Below are 18,833 nucleotides of genomic sequence, written 5' to 3' on the forward strand. Positions count from 1 at the left end.
TAGGGCGATCCCCTTCAAGCCCCCGGTTCCGCATGCTAATCCGTTGTCACAAACGGGAGGAACCGAGGGATCATGAAGGAAATTCTCCACGAGCTCGAAGTCCGGCGCGAGCGCGCCCGCATGGGCGGCGGACAGGCGCGTATCGATGCGCAACACAAGCGCGGCAAGCTGACGGCCCGCGAACGCATCGAGGTCTTTCTCGACGAGGGCTCGTTCGAGGAGTTCGACATGTTCGTCGAGCATCGCTCGACGGATTTCGGCATGGAGAAGAGCAAGATCGCCGGCGACGGCGTCGTCACCGGCTGGGGCACGGTCAACGGCCGCACCGTCTTCGTCTTCGCCAAGGATTTCACCGTCTTCGGCGGCTCGCTGTCCGAAACCCATGCCCAGAAGATCATGAAGGTGCAGGACATGGCGCTCAAGAACCGAGCGCCGATCGTCGGCCTCTACGATGCGGGCGGCGCGCGCATCCAGGAGGGCGTGGCCGCGCTCGGCGGCTATGCCGAGGTGTTCCAGCGCAACGTGCTCGCCTCCGGCGTCATCCCGCAGATCTCGGTGATCATGGGGCCCTGCGCCGGCGGCGACGTCTATTCGCCGGCCATGACCGACTTCATCTTCATGGTGCGCGACACGTCCTACATGTTCGTGACCGGTCCCGACGTCGTGAAGACGGTGACCAACGAGACGGTGACGGCGGAAGAGCTCGGCGGCGCCTCCGTCCACACGACGAAATCCTCGATTGCCGACGGCGCCTACGACAACGACGTCGATGCACTCCTGCAGGTGCGCCGGCTCATCGACTTCCTGCCGCAGTCCAACACCTCGCCCGTGCCGGAGATCGAGTGCTTCCAGTCGGTCGAGGCGGTGGACGATTCGCTCGACACGCTCGTGCCGGCCAATGCCAACAAGCCCTACGACATCAAGGAACTGATCGCCAAGACTGTCGACGAGGGCGATTTCTTCGAGATACAGGAAAGCTTCGCCCGCAATATCGTCTGCGGTTTCGGCCGCATCGAGGGCGCGACGGTCGGTTTCGTCGCCAACCAGCCGATGGTGCTGGCTGGCGTCCTCGATTCGGATGCCAGCCGCAAGGCGGCGCGCTTCGTGCGCTTCTGCGACTGCTTCAGCATCCCGGTCGTCACCTTCGTCGACGTGCCGGGCTTCCTGCCCGGAACGGCGCAGGAATATGGCGGCCTCATCAAGCACGGCGCCAAGCTGCTCTTCGCCTTCGCCGAGGCGACCGTGCCGAAGGTGACGCTCATCACGCGCAAGGCCTATGGCGGCGCCTATGACGTCATGGCGTCGAAGCACCTGCGCGGCGATATCAATTATGCCTGGCCGACGGCGCAGATCGCCGTGATGGGCGCCAAGGGCGCGGTCGAGATCATCTTCCGCAAGGACATCGAGGATCCCGAAAAGATCGCCGCGCATACGAAGATGTACGAGGATCGCTTCCTCTCGCCCTTCGTGGCGGCCGAGCGCGGCTATATCGACGAGGTGATCATGCCGCATTCGACGCGCAAGCGCATCGCCCGGGCGCTACGGCTGCTGCGGAACAAGGATCTGGAAAATCCGTGGAAGAAGCACGATAACATTCCACTTTGAACCGAAAGGGAGTGCATCGCATGTTCGACCGTTTGTCCGCCTGGCGGCCGCAGGCGCTGGCCGCGCTTCGCATCATGACCGCTCTGCTCCTCATCGAGCACGGCACGCAGAAGTTCTTCAATTTTCCGCCCGCCGAGCAGCCGTTCGGCGATCTCATGAACCTGATCGGCCTTGCCGGTATTCTCGAGGTGGTCGGCGGTATCCTCATCCTTGTGGGGCTTTTCACCCGGCCGGTGGCCTTCGTGCTCTGCGGCTTCACGGCGGTCGCCTATTTCATGGCCCATGCGCCGCAGAGCTTCTTCCCGGTGAACAATCGCGGTGACGCCGCGATCCTCTTCTGCTTCGTCTTCCTCTACCTGACAGTCGCGGGACCTGGGGCCTTCGCGCTCGACAACCGCCGGGGTTAGGCGACGAATTTCAGGCCGAGGATGCCGGTGATGATGAGGGCGATGCAGCCGAGGCGCATGGCCGTTGCCGGCTCGGCAAAGAGGACGATGCCGAGAATGACCGTGCCGACCGTGCCGATGCCGGTCCAGATGGCATAGGCCGTGCCCATGGGCAGCGTCTTCACGGCAAGGCCGAGCAGCACGATGCTGACGAGCATGGAAGCGGCGGTCAGGACGGTGGGGACGAACCGCGTGAAGCCGTCGGTGTATTTGAGACCGATGGCCCAGCCGATTTCGAAGAGACCTGCAAGGGTAAGAAGGATCCAGGGCATTGTGCCTACTCCGTTTCAAAGGAGCGAGGCCGTCCCCGCGTTTGTGACCGAATCTTTCCGGCGGTAGCCGTCTACCGGCGCGGAATATTGCCTATCGATGCGGGGAGGGCAAGGGCAGGGGCGGCATGTCAGCCATGCGCCCCCGCCATGTCTGTGTCAGCCGAGTCGCTCGGCGTGCCACTTCAGGTGATCGTCCATGAAGGTCGAGATGAAGTAGTAGGAATGGTCGTAGCGCTCGTGCATGCGCAGCGTCAGCTTGATGTCCGTATCCTTGACCGCTTCCTCGAAGAGCCAGGGCCGCAGGCCGTTTTCCAGGAAGCCGTCCGCCTTGCCCTGGTCGATCAGGAATTCCGGGAAGCGGGCGCCGTCGGCCACCAGCGCGCAGGCGTCGTATTCCCGCCATTTCGCCTTGTCGGCGCCGAGATACTTCTCGAAGGCCGGGGCCGACCAGTCGGCGGTGGAGGGCTCGACGATCGGTGCGAAGGCCGAGCAGCTCTTGAAGCGGTCGGGGTGCTTCAGCGCGATCGTCATGGCGCCGTGCCCGCCCATCGAATGGCCGAAGATGCCCTGGCGGCTCATGTCCATACGGAAATGCTGGCTGAGGAAGTTCGGCAGCTCCTCCGTGACGTAGCTGTACATCCGGAAGTTCTCGGCCCAGGGCTCCTCGGTGGCGTCGAGATAGAAGCCGGCGCCCTTGCCCATCTGCCAGTTGGTCATCTCGTCCGGCACGTCGTTGCCGCGCGGGCTGGTGTCGGGGCAGACGATGATGAGGCCGAGCTCGGCGGCCATGCGGCGATATTCGCCCTTTTCCATCACATTGGCATGGGTGCAGGTGAGGCCGGAGAGATACCAGAGCACCGGACGCGGCTCGTGGATCGCCTGCGGCGGCACGAAGACGGCAAAGGTCATCTCGCCTTTGCAGGCTTCCGAATCATGGGTGAAGACGCCCTGCATGCCGCCGAAGGCCGTGTTCTGGGAAAGCACTTTCATGGAAAACTCCGATCGGTTTCAGGAGGCGAGCGCCACGGCCGCGTTGACGGCGGCGGCGACCAGCACCGTGTTGAAGAAGAACGAGACGACGGCATGCAGCAGGTTGACCTTGCGCATCGCCGTGGAGGTGATCGCGGTATCCGAGGTCTGCGCCGTCATGCCGATGACGAAGGCGAAATAGAGGAAATCATAGGCGCCGGGCTCGCTGTCGCCGGGAAAATCGAGGCCGCGCCCGGTCTCCCCGCCCGTCTTGGCACTGCCCGGCCGCCAGTACACATGGGCGTAATGAAGGGCTGCCATGGTATGGATGGTGAGCCAGCCGAGCGCGACCGAGGCGAAGGCCAGCGCCAGTTCGGTGCCGGTGGCCGGCTTGCGATTGAGGACGACGAAGAGCGAGCCGATCGAGACGGCGACCGTGGCGAAGGTCACGGCGAAGATGATGGCGACCGGCTCGTCGGCATCCGTCGCATAGTGCTCGAGATAGCGCGCCGTCAGGCGCGGCAGACGCCAGGCCGTGAGCAGGAGATAGCAGAGGAAGAAGCACGTCGCCGCGGCGGCGATGGCGAAATCCGGCTTCAGCCAGAGGGCCGCCGCAAGGCCGAGCGCGGCAGCGCCGATGCCGGCATAGAAGGGCACGTGACGGCCATAGACCTTGGGTCCGGGTTTTGCCGTCATGATGGCGACCCCGTGCGCGCGTTCTTCGCCCGGCGGCAGAGACGGTCGAGCGTTTCGAGGAAGGCGGAGCGGTCGCGCGGCGAAAAGGCGGCGTTGTAGCCCTTGCTCTCACCGGTCTCGCGAAGATGCGCGCCGAGGTCGCGCATCGCGCTCGCCATGCCTATATTCGATTTGTCGAAGAGCCGGCCGGTCGGGCCGGTGACATGCGCGCCCTTGGCGACGGTGCGCCCCGCCAGCGGCACGTCGGCCGTAATGACGATATCGCCTTCCTGCACATTTTCCGCGATCCAGTCGTCCGCCGCGTCGAAGGCGCCGGAAACGATGACGTTGCGCACCATTGGATCGCGCGACGGCCGCAGCCCCGAATTGGCGACGAAGGTCACCGGCAGCCCATGCCGCTCCGCTACCTTGAGGATTTCCGGCTTCACCGGGCAGGCATCCGCGTCGACATAGATGGTGGGCAGATCCTCGCTCATGCGGTCGTTCTTTCCTTGGACACGGGGCTCCGCCGTCGGTCAGGCGCGTTGCGCAACGCCTGCGCCGGCCCGGCGCATGTCGATATGCGGGATGCCGTCCTCCACATATTCCTCCGATGTCGGAGAAAAGCCGAGGGAACGGTAGAACTGCTGCAGATAGCTCTGCGCGGACAGCTCGATCGGCGTACCGGGAAAATGGGCCTCGCAGGCGCGGATCGCTTCCTGCATGAGGACCTCGCCGAGCCTTTTGCCGCGATGATCCGGCGAAACGAGGACGCGGCCGATGCGTGGCGCGGCGTTCTCGGGACGCCAGATCCGGGCATAGGCGGCGGTTTCGCCGTCGATCAGCAGGCGAAGATGGAGGGCGTCCGCATCCTTGCCGTCCAGCTCCGGATAGGGACAGGCCTGCTCGACGACGAAGACGTCGACGCGCAGTTTCAGCAGGGCATAAAGCTCGGCGGCGGAGAACGTTTCCATTCTCCGCACGTCGACGCTATAGGCGGCTGCCGGCATCAGTATACCACGACGCCGCGGATGGACTCGCCGGAATGCATCAGCTCGAAGCCCTTGTTGATGTCTTCCAGCGGCATGGTGTGGGTGATCATCGGGTCGATCTGGATCTTGCCGTCCATGTACCAGTCGACGATCTTCGGCACGTCCGTGCGACCGCGCGCGCCGCCGAAGGCCGTGCCCATCCACTGACGGCCGGTGACGAGCTGGAACGGACGGGTGGAGATTTCCTGCCCCGCGCCGGCAACGCCGATGATGACCGACTTGCCCCAGCCGCGATGGGCCGATTCCAGCGCCTGACGCATCACCTTCGTGTTGCCCGTGCAGTCGAACGTGTAGTCCGCGCCGCCGATCAGGTCGCCGTTGCGCTTCGTCATGTTGACGAGGTACGGCACGATGTCCTCGCCGACTTCCTTCGGATTGACGAAGTGCGTCATGCCGAATTTTTCGCCCCATTCCTTGCGGTCAGGGTTGATGTCGACGCCGATGATCATGTCCGCGCCGGCAAGGCGCAGGCCCTGCAGCACATTGAGGCCGATGCCGCCGAGGCCGAAGACCACGGCCGTCGAGCCGATCTCGACCTTGGCCGTGTTGATGACCGCACCGATGCCAGTCGTCACGCCGCAGCCGATGTAGCAGATCTTGTCGAAGGGCGCGTCCGGATTGACCTTGGCGACGGCGATCTCGGGCAGGACCGTGTAGTTCGCGAAAGTCGAGCAGCCCATATAGTGGTGGATCTTGTCCTTGCCGATGGAGAAGCGGGACGTGCCGTCCGGCATCAGGCCCTGGCCCTGCGTCGAACGGATGGCGGTGCACAGGTTCGTCTTGCGGGAGAGACAGGAATAGCACTCGCGGCATTCCGGCGTGTAGAGCGGAATGACGTGGTCGCCCTTCTTGACCGAGGTGACGCCCGGGCCGACATCGACGACGATACCCGCACCCTCATGGCCGAGGATCGCGGGGAAGAGGCCTTCCGGGTCGGCGCCCGACAGCGTGAAATCGTCGGTATGGCAGATGCCCGTCGCCTTCACCTCGATAAGCACTTCGCCGGCGCGCGGGCCCTCGAGCTGCACGGTCATGATTTCAAGCGGTTTTCCGGCCTGAACGGCAACGGCGGCGCGTACGTCCATGTTCGTCTCCCTTATGCGGATTCTGTGTCGGGCCGACCATTGCAGAGCCGGTCCGGCGTCTCAAGTGCGGCGAATGTAAAAAAGTCAGCCTTGATCTTTTTTGATCAATCTTGCGACCTCGGTTTCGAGCGCGGCGAGAGCCTTGCCCGTCCTGTCGAAAAGCTGACGCACCTCGCCGAGCTGGTGCATGAGCTGTTCGACGGGATTATCGTCCATGGGGACGGCCGGCGCCGTGCCGACACCGGCGACGAGCCAGGCGGGGGAGACGGCAAGCAGGCCGGCCAGCATGGAAAGCGCCCGGCTGTCCGGCTCCGACCGGTCGCGCTCCCAGCCGGTGACCGTCTCTTCCGGCAGGCCGAGCCGCGCTGCGATGATCTCGATGGAAAGGCCGAGCGCATCGCGCGCCCGCCAGAGGCGCCCGCCGAGCGTATCGCTGTCGTTGCGGACGAGAGGGAAGGGGATCGTATTGTTTTCGCCGGGAAAGGTCATCACGGCCTCCATTGTCTCGCCCGTGAGCTTACAGGCAAGAGGGGATGGCCCTCTACCTCAATTGCGCCGCTTTGCGCCGCCCGCGCGAAGAGAGATTTCCGCATTGCCAGCCGGCCGAAAACCGCTATGCAGAGGCGAGCAAGGGAGATGCGCATGAACGCCACAGCCGGCAGCACCACCGATCAAGAGGGCGGCAGCACCATGCAGGGCGTCGTGCTGATGGCCGTCGCCATGCTGATGCTGCCGTGCATGGACGCCATCGCCAAATACATGGCGACCTTTGCCGGCATGTCACCGGGGCAGGTGACGTTCTACCGGTTCTTCTTCCAGGTCGTCTGCACGATCCCGCTGATCTTCACCGCGCAGGGCAGCGCCATGCTGCGGCCGAAGCGCCCGTGGCTGAACCTCTTGCGCGGCGCGATCCACGGCGCAGCGAGCCTGTTCTTCTTCGCGGCGGTCAAATACATGCCGCTGGCAGACGTCTTCGCGATCTATTTCGTCGAGCCCTTCATCCTGACGGCGATGTCGGCCGCGTTCCTCGGCGAGCGGGTGGGCTGGCGGCGGTGGCTCGCCATCATCGTCGGCTTCGGCGGCGCGCTTATCGTCATCCAGCCGAGCTTCATTCTCTTCGGCTGGACGGCGCTGCTGCCGGTTGCCTGCGCCTTCCTCTATTCCGTCTACCTCTTCATGAACCGCGCCATCGGCAATGCCGATTCTCCCGTCACCATGCAGACGATCGCCGGCTTTGGCGGCATGGTGTTCATGGGAGCGGCGGTGTTCGCCGGCGATATGGCCGGTGTTGCCGACTTCGCGCCCTCGCTGCCGCAGTCGCTCTTCACCCTCGTGCTGCTCCTCATCCTCGGCGCGCTGTCCGGCTATGCGCATATCCTGGTGGTGCGCGCCTTCCGCATGGCGCCGCTCTCGCTGCTGGCGCCGTTCCAGTATTTCGAGATCATTTCGGCGACCATTCTCGGCTATGCGATCTTCGGGGATTTCCCGACGCCGTCCAAATGGCTCGGCATCGGCATCATCGTCTCCTCGGGCCTCTTCATCATCTGGCGCGAGCACAAGAACCGCAAGGCGAACGCCGACATCGCCTTCGACTAAAGTGCGCTCCATCCTGCCGTTGTACGGGCGTGCCGTTTATGGCTAAAACTCCGATGCAGACTGCCGGGAGGAAAGCATGTTCAAGAAGATCCTGATTGCCAATCGCGGCGAGATCGCCTGCCGCGTGATCAAGACGGCACGCAGGATGGGCATCGCCACCGTCGCCGTCTATTCCGATGCGGACCGCGACGCGCTGCATGTGGAGATGGCCGACGAGGCCGTGCATATCGGCCCGGCGCCTGCTGCGGAAAGCTACCTCGTCGCCGGGAAGATCATCGCCGCCTGCAAGGAGACGGGCGCCGAGGCCGTGCATCCGGGTTACGGGTTCCTGTCCGAGCGGGCGAGCTTCTGCGAGGCGCTGGAGGCGGAGGGCATCGTCTTCATCGGCCCCAAGCCGAAGGCGATCCGCGCCATGGGCGACAAGATCGAATCGAAGAAATTCGCCAATGCGGCGAAGGTCTCGACCGTTCCGGGTTTCCTCGGCGTCATCGAGGATGCGGGCCATGCCGAGCGCATCGCCGGCGAGATCGGCTATCCGGTGATGATCAAGGCCTCGGCCGGCGGCGGCGGCAAGGGCATGCGCATCGCCTGGAGCGAGGCGGAGGTGCGCGACGGTTTCGAGCGGGCCCGCTCGGAGGCGAAGAGCTCCTTCGGCGACGACCGCGTCTTCATCGAGAAATACATCGTCGATCCGCGCCATATCGAGATTCAGGTTCTCGCCGACGCCCATGGCAACGCGCTCTATCTCGGCGAGCGCGAATGCTCGATCCAGCGGCGGAACCAGAAGGTCGTGGAAGAGGCGCCGTCGCCCTTCCTCGACGAGGCGACGCGGCGCGCCATGGGCGAGCAATCGGTGGCGCTCGCAAGGGCGGTGGACTACCAGAGCGCCGGCACGGTGGAATTCATCGTCGACCGCGAGCGCAACTTCTATTTCCTCGAAATGAACACCCGCCTGCAGGTCGAGCATCCCGTGACGGAGCTGGTGACCGGCATTGACCTCGTCGAGCAGATGATCCGCGTCGCGGCCGGCGAGAAACTGGCGCTGGCGCAGGCCGATATAAAGCTGAACGGCTGGGCCGTCGAAAGCCGCCTTTATGCCGAGGATCCCTATCGCAACTTCCTGCCGTCCATCGGCCGGCTGACGCGCTACCGCCCGCCGGCGGAGGGCCGGAGCGGCGATACGGTCGTGCGCAACGATACCGGCGTCTATGAGGGCGCCGAGATTTCCATGTATTACGACCCCATGGTCGCCAAGCTCTGCACCTTCGCGCCGACGCGCCTTCAGGCCATCGATGCGATGAGCGATGCGCTGGACGGTTTCGTGGTCGACGGTATCGAGCACAATGTCCCGTTCCTCGCCGCGCTGATGCGCCATCCGCGCTGGCGGGAAGGGCGGCTGTCCACCGGCTTCATCGCCGAGGAATATCCGGAAGGCTTCGCCCCCATGGAGCCGACGGCCGAGGAGGCCGGCATTCTGGCGCGGGTCGCGCTTTCCGCCCATCTCGTCGATGCCGAGCGGCGGTCGCATCACCTCGACCGGCTCCGCCCGGCCACCGGGCAGAACAAGGACTGGGTGGTGAAGATCGGCGATGCCTATCATGCACTCACGGCGGACGACGCCGTGCGGAGCGACTGGCTGCCGGGCGAGGCGGTCTGGCGCGGCGCGGTCGACGGACGCGGCGTGACCGCGCAGCTTCGCCCGTTCCTCAATGGCATGCGCATCGACTGGCAGGGGCTTTCCGTGCGCACGCGCGTCTTCACGCCGCGGCTTGCCGAACTCGATGCGCTGATGCCGGTCAAGCTGCCGCCGGATACCTCGAAGATGCTGCTCTGCCCGATGCCGGGCCTCGTCGTCTCGATTGCCGTCAGCGAGGGGCAGGAGGTCAAGGCGGGCGAGACGCTGGCCGTGGTCGAGGCCATGAAGATGGAAAACGTGCTGCGCGCCGAGCGCGACCTGACGGTCGGTTCGATCAAGGCAAAGCCCGGCGAGAGCCTCGCCGTCGACGCCGTGATCATGGAATTCGCCTGAGACCGGGACCGGTCAGGCCTGCGGACGGCTTTCGGACGGACAGTCCGCCTCGTTGGCGGTGGGGCCGAAGACGCGCTCGAAGGAGTCGCGGATGCGGACATCCACATCGCTCATCATCACCGGAAGGCCGAGATCCACGAGGCTCGTGACCCCGTAGCCGCGGATGCCGCAGGGCACGATGCCGGAAAAATGCTCGAGATCGGGATCGACGTTGAGCGAGAAGCCGTGGAAGCTTACCCAGCGGCGCAGGCGGATGCCGATGGCGGCGATCTTGTCCTCGGCGGGCGAGCCGTCCGGCAGCGGCGGACGCTCCGGCCGGCGCACCCAGACGCCGACGCGATCCTCGCGCCGCTCGCCGCGGATGTTCATGGAATCGAGCGCATCGATCACCACCGCCTCCAGCGCTGCCACGAAGGCGCGCACGTCCTGCCGGCGGCGCTTCAGGTCGAGCATCACATAGACGACCCGCTGGCCGGGGCCATGATAGGTATATTCGCCGCCGCGGCCCGTGGAAAACACCGGGAACCGGTCCGGCGCCACGAGGTCGTCCGCAACGGCGCTGGTGCCGGCGGTATAGAGCGGCGGGTGCTCGACCAGCCAGACGAGCTCGTCGGCCTCGCCGCGGGCGATGGCCGCGGCCTCGTTTTCCATGGTCTCGACGGCGACGTCATAGGGAACGAGCTCGCTTGCGATGCGCCAGCGCACCGGCGGCGAGCCGGGGAGCGCGAGAAGGGAGATGGAAATGTCCTGACGCTGCATGATGGCCGTCCTTTTGCTTTCCGTTGTGCCAGATATAGGGGCGATCATGCAAGGATTTCAGGGGTTTCCGGGCTTTCCCACAGGTCGTGTTGAAATTGTTTCGCTTTCCGTCATTTTTCTTGTCGCGCGGCCTTGTGCACCCCAAATCCTTTTGCTACATGCACCCCCGTCGCCGCAAGACGACACCTACCACGATGCGGTCGTGGCGGAATTGGTAGACGCGCAGCGTTGAGGTCGCTGTGGGGCAACCCGTGGAAGTTCGAGTCTTCTCGACCGCACCAAAAGAACCCGGCCTAGTGCCGGGTTTTTTGTTTTTGCGGTGCCTTGTGTACGGCCGGGGAGGTTTGGGGAATGCGCTTTCTTGTCCTTTGCCCGCTGCTTCTGCTGGCCTCCTGCATGCCGCACATTCCCGAGCATGTTCTCGATGCCGAATGGTGCCGGAACATGGAGGCGGCGAAGGCCGATGCCGACGAGCGGGGACGGCGGAACCTCTCGACCGCCATGAAGAAGCATCGTTGCGAGGCGAAGCTCGCGGTCGATGCACGCGGTGACTGAGCGGGTGTCGCCTTTCCAAAAAGAAACCCGCCTTTCGGCGGGCCCCTTGTTCAAGCCGTTCGCGATCAGTTCATCGACGACCACTGCTGGCGGACTTCGTCGGCATCCTTGTTCAGGTGAACATGGGCGTCGACATGGTCCACCCAGTCGAGCGGAATGAGGTGGTGCTGACCATCGCTGGAATCGCTCTTGGTGAGCTTGATGCGGCTGTCGCCTTCCATGTGGTCGACCGTGCCGACATGGCGGCCGTCGGCTGCCTTGACTTCCATATGTTCGCGAATCTGGGTTGCTGCGACCATCGGGTTTCTCCTTTCGGGTTGGGGTGCTTCCTCAACGCCGAAGGCCGCGGCTGGTTCCCTATTCGCCTGCCTTGCGGAATTTCTTGACGATCCGCTCCCGCTTGAGGCGCGACAGGCGGTCGATCCAGAAAATGCCGTCGAGCTGGTCGATCTCGTGCTGGAGACAGACGGCGAGAAGGCCGTCGGCTTCCTCCGAATGCGTCTTTCCCGCGAGATCCTGGTAGGTGAGGCGGATGCGGGCAGGGCGCTCCACCTCGTCCGTGACGCCCGGCATCGAGACGCTGCCTTCCGCATGGCGCTGAAGTTCGGGTGAGAACCACGTCACAGCCGGGTTCACATAGACGCGCTGCGAGGCGGGGCCGTCCAGCTCGATGACCGTCAGCCGCTCGAGGATGCCGACATGCGCCGCCGTGATGCCGATGCCGGGCGCCGCGCGCATCGTCGCCGCCAGATCGGCCGCGCATTCGGCAAGGCGCGCGTCGAAGGCTTCGACCGGCTTGCAGGGAAGGCGCAGCCGCGGATCGGGAAAGCGCAGGATGGGAAGGATCGCCATGGACGGCTCCGGCTGATGGATCGGACAGGCTTTCCTAGCGCGTTTGTAGCGGGCGGAAAACGCCGCCGAGCCAAATCGTTCGATTTGCGTGAAATTGCAACAGGTTGCGAATTTTTCGCATCGACCCCGCTTTTGCCGCTCCTCGGCGATGGACCGGCCGCGCGCTTTGGGTTAGCAGAAAACAGGCAAGGCCCTGAAAGACGGCGTCTTGCGAGGAACCCTGCAAGCAATCCCTGTCGTTATCCGCCCGCGCCGCGTGCCGGGCCTGACGAGCCCGATACAAGGAGCGGCCCGATGGAAGACACCGGCGACGACGACCGTATCCATGAGGGCCAGGCAGAGCACAGTACCTTCGATGGTGAGGACATCTATGCCGAGGACGGCTCCGTCCGTTCGGATTTCCTCATGCATGTCGGCGCGGCCATCGCCGACCGCGATCTTCTGTTCCTGCGCCGCCATGTCGCACGGCTGCACGAATCGGAAATGGGCGACCTTCTGGAGGCGATCCAGCCGGAGCAGCGCCGCCAGCTCGTCTCGCTGCTCGGCGCCGACTTCGACCTTGCCGCGCTGACGGAAGTCGACGAGGCGATCCGCCTCGACATCGTCGAGCACCTGCCGAACGAGCAGATCGCCGCCGCCCTCGGCGAGATGGATTCGGACGACGCCGTCTACATCCTGGAAGACCTCGACCAGGAGGACCAGGACGAGATCCTCGCCAAGCTGCCGTTCACCGAACGGATTCGCCTGCGCCGCTCTCTGGACTATCCGGAAAGCACGGCTGGCCGGCGCATGCAGACCGAGTTCGTCGCCGTGCCGCCCTTCTGGACGGTCGGGCAGACGATCGACTACCTGCGCGAGGATGCCGACCTGCCGGAAAGCTTCTCGCAGATCTTCGTCATCGACCCGACCTTCCGCCTTCTCGGCGCCATCGATCTCGACCGCATCCTGCGCATGCCGCGCGGCACGAAGATCGAAGCCATCATGCGGGAAACGAACCATCCGATCCCGGCGGAGATGGACCAGGAAGAGGCGGCCCAGCTCTTCGAGCAATACGACCTTCTCTCCGCCGCCGTCGTCGACGAGAACGGCCGGCTCGTCGGCGTGCTCACCATCGACGACGTGGTCGACGTCATCCAGGAAGAAGCGGAGGAGGACTTGATGCGCCTCGGCGGCGTCGGCGACGAAGAACTCTCCGACACCACCATCGAGACGGTTCGCTCGCGCGCGCCGTGGCTGCTCGTCAATCTCCTGACCGCCTTCCTTGCCGCTTCCGTGATCTCGCTGTTCGAGGGGACCATCGAGGAGATCGTGGCGCTCGCCGTGCTGATGCCGATCGTCGCCGGCATGGGCGGCAATGCGGGATCGCAAACCATGACCGTGACCGTGCGGGCGCTCGCCACCCGCAATCTCGACATTCACAACGCCTGGCGTGTCGTGCGCCGCGAAGCCGGCGTCGGCCTGCTGCATGGCGTCGCCTTCGGCGTGATGATCGGCCTCGTTGCCGGGGTCTGGTTCCACGACGCCAATATCGGTGGCGTGATCGCCGCGGCCATGCTGATCAACATGACGGCGGCGGCGCTCGCCGGCATCGCCATTCCGCTCTTCCTCGACCGGGCAGGGGCCGACCCGGCGGTGTCGTCGGCCGTCTTCGTCACGGCCGTCACCGACATCGTCGGCTTCCTCGCGTTTCTCGGCCTTGCGACCTGGTGGTTCGCCATCCGCTAGGGAAAAATTGACTTATACGTAAAAGTCAATAGAATGCGCCGGTAGAAGAGATCGGAGCAGGCGTGGACAAGTTTTATAGCATAACCGAGCTGACGCGCGAATTCGGGGTTTCCACCCGCACCCTGCGCTTCTACGAGGACGAGGGGCTGATCAACCCCGAGCGCCGGGGCCGCACGCGTCTTTTCCGTCCGGCGGACCGCCGCCTCATCCAGGAAATCCTGCGCGGGCGCCGCATCGGCTTCACCATCGCGGAAATCCGCGACATCATCCGCGTCTACAAGGACCCGCCGGGCGAGGTCGGCCAGCTCGAGATGCTGATGAACAAGGTCAATGAGAAGCGCGAAGAGTTGCGCCAGAAGCGCCGCGACATCGAGGAGACGCTGGCCGAACTCGACAATGTCGAGGAAGCCTGTCTCACGCGCCTTGCCGAGATCGGCGTCGGTACCTGAAGGGCCAGCCGCTCAGATCCAGCGCGCCGTGCCGTTGCAATAGCGTTCGAAATCGATGCCGAAGCGCGAGAGGAGATGCAGCTCCTCTCGGCGGATTGCGACGAGACTCGTCACGGCCGCGGCGACGATGGCCGTCACGATGCACCACGGATTGAGCAGGGCGAGGCCGATTCCGGCGGTCGTCAACGTATAGCCGAGATAGATGGGATTGCGCGTGAAGCGATAGGGCCCGGACGTGACCAGATAGGTCGAGCAGCGGTTCGGCAGGATGGTCGTGTGGCAGTCGAGCAGCGTGCGCATCGCCCACACGTCCAGCACCACGGCCGCGACCACGAACAGGCCGCCGCCCACCCACGCATACCACATGTTCGTCTCCGCGACCTCCAGCGGAAAATACGCCTGGAGCAGGAAGGCCGCCGCTATGGCCGCGCCGTAGATCAGCGGCGGCCAGGGAAAGGCGAGTGGCTTCATGCGATAGGCGTTCATGATCCTACTCCTGGGGCTCGCTCCTCGCATCGGCATCCGCCGTGCATTGCGAGGAGATCGTTGCAATGCGTTGGTCCGTAATATCGATTGCGCCGCGGTTCAGGTCGGCGAAGAGGTTCTCGCCCATCAGCCTGTCCAGCGTGCAGCCGCAGAAGCTCTGGCAGAAGCCGGCGTCGCGCTCGTTGATGCAGGCGCGCATGCAGCTCTTCGTGTAGCTGACGGTCGGGTCGGCCGCGGGAGCGGGCATGACCAGCGAGAAGCCGTAGACCAGCGCGATCAGCACCGGCTGATGGATAAGGTAGATGGCGAGACTGTGGCGGCCGGCCTGCTCCAGCAGGGTTTTCCACCGGCTTCTGGACGCATTGCCGAAACCGGCCAGCCGCTCGGGCAGCGCGCTTGCGACGAAGAGCCGGGCGGCCGCGATGCCGAGCAGCACGGGGGCGAGCCAGGGCAGCAGCGGCACATAGTCGTTGGAGCGCGGCGGCGTGACGGAAAGGCCAACCCACCAGAGCGCCGGATGATCGAAGATGGGCACACGAAGATAAAGCGGTGCGGCGGCGACGGCCGCGGCGGCCAGCAGGGTCACGGCGACCGGCAGGCGCAGGAAGAGAAGCCCTATCAGGCTTGCCGCCGCGATTGCGTGCAGGATGCCGAAGAAGATGAAGGTCTGCGGGAAGGCAAACCAGGTGGCGACCGTGATCGCCGCCGCCGCCAGCACGATCTTGCCGAGCCGCATGAAGTAAGGCTTCAGCCGGAAGCCGCGCTGGTGGCCGAGGACGAGGCTGAAGCCGACGAGGAAGAGGAAGCTGCCGGCGATCAGCCGCGCATAGAGACGCCAGCCGCCGGTGGTGGCCGTTTCCGGCTCGATATAGCCGAAGAAGCCGAGATCCCAGGTGAAATGGTAGCTCGCCATGGCGATCAGCGCGACGCCGCGGGCCTGGTCGATGAGCGGAATGCGCGGCAGGCGGCGCGTGGCGCCGCCGTCCCCTTCCACATTGCCGTCAATCACCGTCGTCGTCATGGTTCGGGGTCGCTGCATTGCTCTGGTCCATGGGAATATGCCACGCCAAGCTTGCGCCGGGCGGATGGCCGAAAGGAGGCCGGGGAAGGGATCAGTCGAGGCGTTCGAGCACGCCGAGGCGCGCCTCGGAGTAGAACTGCCGGCGGACGAGCACGACGATGATGCCCATCGTCGTCAGGATGAAGAGATAGGGGCTGACGAACCAGCCGAGATAGCCGATCGACAGGAAGATCGCACGCAGCCCCTTGTTGAAGTGCTTGGCGGCCAGGATGTTCATGCGGATGACCTTGTCGGCGGCAAGGTCGGCGCCGGCCGGGTCCTTGTGGATGTCGCCGCTCATCGGCATCGCGCCGAGCAGGATGGTGCAGTAGTTGAAGAGGCGATAGGACCAGCCGAACTTGAAGAAGGCATAGCCGAAGATGATGGCAAGCCCGCCGACCTTCATCTCGAAGCCGGAGCGGCTGCCTCGGAATACTTCCGGCAGGTCGTTGAAAAGGCTGAACACCTTGTCCGTCGCCCCGAGCAGCGCGAAGCAGCTGCCGAGCGCCAGAAGCGAGGTGGAGGCGAAGAAGGCCGTGCCGTTCTGCAGGCCGGCCATGATCTGCGTGTCGATCATGCGCAGGTCTCGGTGCATGGCGTTGCGAATCCAGATCGCGCGCTGCGAGCTCATCGCCCGCGTCAGGCTCACGCGGTCGAACAGCTTCGCCCGGTCGGTAAGCCAGGAATACCCGACCCACAGGACGATGAAGACGGCAAGGGCGGCGATATCCGGACTGGTCATGCCTGGGTTTGTGCCATGGATTCGGCATTTTGCAAGGGGCCGGCGCCGCAGCCCGAAGCCCGTTCAGACTTGCGGCGGAAAGGCGGCGGCAAGCGCGCCGGGCTTGCCGCCCGCAACTGTCTGATTTTGCGACAGGTCATGCGCGCCGTGCAGGTCACCCATGAAGCATTCGCCTTGGTTTCGCCATTTTTCGCGATTGCGGTTTCATGAATTCTTCATTAAACAGAGCCCATGCAGCGCCGATCACGGCTGCTGCGCCGGCATGTTCCATCGGGGAAATCATGGAAAGCACAGTTCAGAAATCCTGCTGGGGCGTGACCGCCCGGGCAGTTCTCGGTTTTGGCGCGGTTCTGGTCATCGCCTATCTTTTCGGCGGCATCTGAAAATACCCGGCCACAGCCCTTACATTAACAGCGCGTTCCCTCGGGACGCGCTGTTTTTGTTTCCCGGCATGTCGCGTTGGTAAAACCCGATGTCGGGAGATCGCCATGGGCGCGGTCCGTGATAACGTAGCTTTGCGGATCAAAGCATGCAGCCTGCCGCGGCAAGGAGAAGTCCGGGAATGTTTCTTTCGGTTTTTGATGTCTTCAAGATCGGTATCGGTCCGTCGAGCTCGCACACGATGGGGCCGATGTCGGCGGCGAACCGTTTTCTCGACCTGATCCTGTCGAATGACTGGCCGCGCCCCGCCGGCGCGCATGTCGCCGCCATCCGCATGAGCCTGCACGGTTCGCTCGCCTATACCGGCGTCGGCCACGGTTCGGACCGCGCGGTGATCCTCGGCCTGATGGGCGAGCGGCCCGATTCCGTCGATCCCGACCGGATGGATGCGATCGTCGAGGAAGTCGAGCGCACCGGGCGCATAACGCCGCCCGGCCATCCCGGCTATGCCTTCCAGCCGAAGAACGATCTGATCTTCGACAAGAAGAACCCGCTGCCCGGCCATGCCAACGGCATGACCTTCTCCGCCTATGACCGCGACGACCGGCTGCTCCTGAAACGCATCTACTATTCCGTCGGCGGCGGTTTCGTCGTCACCGATACCGAGCTCGAACAGATGCGCACTGCCAAGGCGCGCTCCAGCGACAGGAAGGTGCCGTTCCCCTTTGCCTCGGCGAAGCAGATGCTGGAAATGGCCGAGCGCTCCGGCATGACGATCGCGCAGATGAAGCGCGCGAACGAGGAAGCCACCATGTCGCGCGAGGAGCTGAATGCCGGCCTCGACCGCATCTGGGAGGCGATGAAGAGCTGCATCGACCGCGGCCTCAAGAACGAGGGCATCATGCCGGGCGGGCTGAAGGTCCGCCGCCGCGCCCGCTCGATCCATGACAAGCTGCAGGAGGAGTGGCGCTCGAACAAGGCCAACCCGCTGCTCGCCAACGACTGGCTCTCGGTCTACGCCATGGCCGTCAACGAGGAGAATGCCGCGGGCGGCCGCGTCGTCACCTCGCCGACCAACGGCGCTGCCGGCGTCGTGCCCGCCACGATCCGCTACTACCTGCATTTCCATGAGGACGCCGATCAGGACGGCATCCGCGACTACCTGCTGACGGCCGCCGCCGTCGGCGGCATCATCAAGCACAATGCCTCGATCTCCGGCGCGGAAGTCGGCTGTCAGGGTGAAGTGGGCTCTGCTTCCGCCATGGCCGCCGCCGGCCTTGCCGCCGTCATGGGCGGCACGCCCGAGCAGGTGGAGAATGCCGCCGAAATCGCGCTGGAGCACCATCTCGGCATGACCTGCGACCCCATCGCCGGCCTCGTCCAGGTGCCCTGCATCGAGCGCAACGCGCTCGGCGCGGTCAAGGCGGTGACGGCCGCCTCGCTCGCCATCAAGGGCGACGGCCAGCATTTCGTGCCGCTCGACGCCTGCATCGAGACGATGCGCCAGACCGGCGTCGACATGAACGAGAAGTACAAGGAAACCTCCACCGGCGGCCTCGCCGTCAATGTGGTGGAGTGCTGAGCGAAGGCCCTTGCCTGTGGAGTGCGACACGGCGGCCCCTTGACCGGGCCGCCGCAAGGGCGTTCAAAGGGGCATGGCCCTTCATCTCATCAAACTCTGTGTCGGCGCGGACTCGATCGAGGACCTGCGCGAATGGGTGTCCGAACGTTCGCTGATCGCGATGGCGGCGGGCATGGAGCCCCATTCCAGCCATATCACCCGCATGATCCCCAAGCGTGACCGGGAACTGCTCGATGGCGGTTCGCTCTACTGGGTGATCAAGGGACAGGTGCAGGCGCGCCAGCAATTGCTGGACATCAAGACCTTCACGGATGTCGACGGGATTTCGCGCTGCGAGCTCGTGCTCGGGCCGGAAGTCGTCGAAACCGCGCTCCAGCCGCGCCGCGCCTTTCAGGGGTGGCGCTACCTTACCGAAGAGGATGCCCCGCGCGACCTGACGAATATGGGCGAGGGCACTGCCGACCTGCCGATGGAACTTCGCCGGGAGCTTGCCGAACTCGGCCTTCTCTGACG

General features: G+C 64.8%; 22 protein-coding genes, 1 tRNA gene and 1 pseudogene. 11 read left to right on the forward strand and 13 right to left on the reverse strand.

Translation table 11 applies throughout. The features are described 5' to 3' along the window. Positions 1-72 precede the first annotated feature (72 nt). Complete coding sequence (locus tag ACZ48C_RS07175; RefSeq protein WP_424547423.1) at positions 73-1,605, forward strand: acyl-CoA carboxylase subunit beta; 1,533 nt, start codon at positions 73-75, stop codon at positions 1,603-1,605. 20 nt (positions 1,606-1,625) lie between these two features. Next, positions 1,626-2,012: a DoxX family protein gene (locus ACZ48C_RS07180; protein WP_464782594.1), complete on the forward strand. Its 387-nt coding sequence runs from the start codon at positions 1,626-1,628 to the stop codon at positions 2,010-2,012. Here the strand turns inward: ACZ48C_RS07180 and sugE are convergent. The 7 genes from sugE to ACZ48C_RS07215 all read right to left on the reverse strand — a co-directional run bounded on the left by sugE (position 2,009) and on the right by ACZ48C_RS07215 (position 6,593). Beyond that, complete coding sequence (sugE, locus tag ACZ48C_RS07185) at positions 2,009-2,323, reverse strand: quaternary ammonium compound efflux SMR transporter SugE (RefSeq protein WP_119258283.1); 315 nt, start codon at positions 2,321-2,323, stop codon at positions 2,009-2,011. The genes ACZ48C_RS07180 and sugE overlap by 4 nt on opposite strands. A 156-nt stretch (positions 2,324-2,479) precedes the next feature. Beyond that, positions 2,480-3,313 (reverse strand): S-formylglutathione hydrolase, encoded by an 834-nt coding sequence (gene fghA, locus ACZ48C_RS07190; RefSeq protein WP_464782595.1) that lies wholly within the window; start codon positions 3,311-3,313, stop codon positions 2,480-2,482. Between the two features lie 18 nt (positions 3,314-3,331). Further along, positions 3,332-3,988 carry a DUF1345 domain-containing protein gene (locus tag ACZ48C_RS07195; protein ID WP_119258281.1) on the reverse strand — a complete coding sequence of 219 codons (657 nt, stop codon included), beginning with the start codon at positions 3,986-3,988 and terminating at the stop codon, positions 3,332-3,334. Beyond that, a complete protein-coding gene (locus tag ACZ48C_RS07200; RefSeq protein WP_119258280.1) occupies positions 3,985-4,464 on the reverse strand; it encodes a YaiI/YqxD family protein in 480 nt (159 codons plus the stop codon). The genes ACZ48C_RS07195 and ACZ48C_RS07200 overlap by 4 nt, the downstream gene beginning before the upstream one ends. A 39-nt stretch (positions 4,465-4,503) precedes the next feature. Continuing rightward, a complete protein-coding gene (locus ACZ48C_RS07205) occupies positions 4,504-4,977 on the reverse strand; it encodes a GNAT family N-acetyltransferase (protein WP_464782596.1) in 474 nt (157 codons plus the stop codon). Further along, a complete protein-coding gene (locus ACZ48C_RS07210) occupies positions 4,977-6,104 on the reverse strand; it encodes an S-(hydroxymethyl)glutathione dehydrogenase/class III alcohol dehydrogenase (RefSeq protein WP_119258278.1) in 1,128 nt (375 codons plus the stop codon). Before ACZ48C_RS07210 ends, ACZ48C_RS07205 begins: the two co-directional genes overlap by 1 nt. A gap of 84 nt (positions 6,105-6,188) precedes the next feature. Beyond that, the gene (locus tag ACZ48C_RS07215) at positions 6,189-6,593 is read right to left on the reverse strand and encodes a helix-turn-helix domain-containing protein (protein ID WP_119258437.1); all 405 of its coding nucleotides are present in this window, start codon (positions 6,591-6,593) and stop codon (positions 6,189-6,191) included. A gap of 201 nt (positions 6,594-6,794) precedes the next feature. On the opposite strand from ACZ48C_RS07215, the gene ACZ48C_RS07220 reads away from it, so the two are divergent. From ACZ48C_RS07220 to ACZ48C_RS07230, 3 genes and pseudogenes are all read left to right on the forward strand, one after another. Beyond that, positions 6,795-7,700, forward strand: coding sequence for a DMT family transporter (locus ACZ48C_RS07220; RefSeq protein WP_464782783.1), 906 nt, complete (start codon positions 6,795-6,797; stop codon positions 7,698-7,700). 76 nt (positions 7,701-7,776) lie between these two features. Beyond that, positions 7,777-9,441: pseudogene (locus ACZ48C_RS07225) on the forward strand (acetyl-CoA carboxylase biotin carboxylase subunit); the annotation flags it as partial. Positions 9,442-9,537: 96 nt separating this feature from the next. Further along, positions 9,538-9,729, forward strand: a complete 192-nt coding sequence (locus ACZ48C_RS07230) for a biotin/lipoyl-containing protein (RefSeq protein ID WP_413251143.1) — start codon at positions 9,538-9,540, stop codon at positions 9,727-9,729. A gap of 12 nt (positions 9,730-9,741) precedes the next feature. Here ACZ48C_RS07230 and lipB read toward each other — a convergent pair whose 3' ends face one another. Further along, the gene (gene lipB, locus ACZ48C_RS07235) at positions 9,742-10,488 is read right to left on the reverse strand and encodes a lipoyl(octanoyl) transferase LipB (protein WP_464782597.1); all 747 of its coding nucleotides are present in this window, start codon (positions 10,486-10,488) and stop codon (positions 9,742-9,744) included. A gap of 196 nt (positions 10,489-10,684) precedes the next feature. Between lipB and ACZ48C_RS07240 the strand changes: the two genes are divergently transcribed. Then, positions 10,685-10,769: transfer RNA gene (locus tag ACZ48C_RS07240), tRNA-Leu, on the forward strand. A 70-nt stretch (positions 10,770-10,839) separates the two neighbouring features. Continuing rightward, the gene (locus tag ACZ48C_RS07245; protein ID WP_464782598.1) at positions 10,840-11,043 is read left to right on the forward strand and encodes a hypothetical protein; all 204 of its coding nucleotides are present in this window, start codon (positions 10,840-10,842) and stop codon (positions 11,041-11,043) included. Between the two features lie 65 nt (positions 11,044-11,108). Here the strand turns inward: ACZ48C_RS07245 and ACZ48C_RS07250 are convergent, their stop codons facing one another. Continuing rightward, positions 11,109-11,342, reverse strand: a complete 234-nt coding sequence (locus tag ACZ48C_RS07250) for a DUF2171 domain-containing protein (RefSeq protein WP_424547415.1) — start codon at positions 11,340-11,342, stop codon at positions 11,109-11,111. A 58-nt stretch (positions 11,343-11,400) separates the two neighbouring features. After that, entirely contained in the window at positions 11,401-11,895 is a 495-nt protein-coding gene (locus ACZ48C_RS07255; RefSeq protein ID WP_464782599.1) for a peptide deformylase, read from the reverse strand. A gap of 294 nt (positions 11,896-12,189) precedes the next feature. Here ACZ48C_RS07255 and mgtE point away from each other — a divergent pair, with 294 nt between their 5' ends. Both mgtE and ACZ48C_RS07265 read left to right on the forward strand, forming a co-directional pair. After that, positions 12,190-13,620 carry a magnesium transporter gene (mgtE, locus tag ACZ48C_RS07260; protein ID WP_318911817.1) on the forward strand — a complete coding sequence of 477 codons (1,431 nt, stop codon included), beginning with the start codon at positions 12,190-12,192 and terminating at the stop codon, positions 13,618-13,620. 62 nt (positions 13,621-13,682) lie between these two features. Beyond that, positions 13,683-14,069, forward strand: coding sequence for a MerR family transcriptional regulator (locus ACZ48C_RS07265; RefSeq protein WP_464782600.1), 387 nt, complete (start codon positions 13,683-13,685; stop codon positions 14,067-14,069). A 12-nt stretch (positions 14,070-14,081) separates the two neighbouring features. Here ACZ48C_RS07265 and ACZ48C_RS07270 read toward each other — a convergent pair whose 3' ends face one another. The 3 genes from ACZ48C_RS07270 to ACZ48C_RS07280 all read right to left on the reverse strand — a co-directional run bounded on the left by ACZ48C_RS07270 (position 14,082) and on the right by ACZ48C_RS07280 (position 16,357). Continuing rightward, entirely contained in the window at positions 14,082-14,555 is a 474-nt protein-coding gene (locus tag ACZ48C_RS07270; RefSeq protein WP_119258270.1) for a methyltransferase family protein, read from the reverse strand. A gap of 4 nt (positions 14,556-14,559) precedes the next feature. Next, positions 14,560-15,594 (reverse strand): acetyltransferase domain-containing protein, encoded by a 1,035-nt coding sequence (locus ACZ48C_RS07275; RefSeq protein WP_464782601.1) that lies wholly within the window; start codon positions 15,592-15,594, stop codon positions 14,560-14,562. 73 nt (positions 15,595-15,667) lie between these two features. Continuing rightward, positions 15,668-16,357, reverse strand: a complete 690-nt coding sequence (locus tag ACZ48C_RS07280; protein WP_464782602.1) for a DUF599 domain-containing protein — start codon at positions 16,355-16,357, stop codon at positions 15,668-15,670. Positions 16,358-16,919: 562 nt separating this feature from the next. On the opposite strand from ACZ48C_RS07280, the gene ACZ48C_RS07285 reads away from it, so the two are divergent. Next, entirely contained in the window at positions 16,920-18,320 is a 1,401-nt protein-coding gene (locus ACZ48C_RS07285; protein ID WP_318911824.1) for an L-serine ammonia-lyase, read from the forward strand. 73 nt (positions 18,321-18,393) lie between these two features. Further along, positions 18,394-18,831 carry a DUF1489 family protein gene (locus ACZ48C_RS07290; protein ID WP_318911825.1) on the forward strand — a complete coding sequence of 146 codons (438 nt, stop codon included), beginning with the start codon at positions 18,394-18,396 and terminating at the stop codon, positions 18,829-18,831. The last annotated feature ends 2 nt before the right edge of the window (positions 18,832-18,833 follow it).

This window comes from Shinella sp. 1A1, assembly GCF_055379515.1.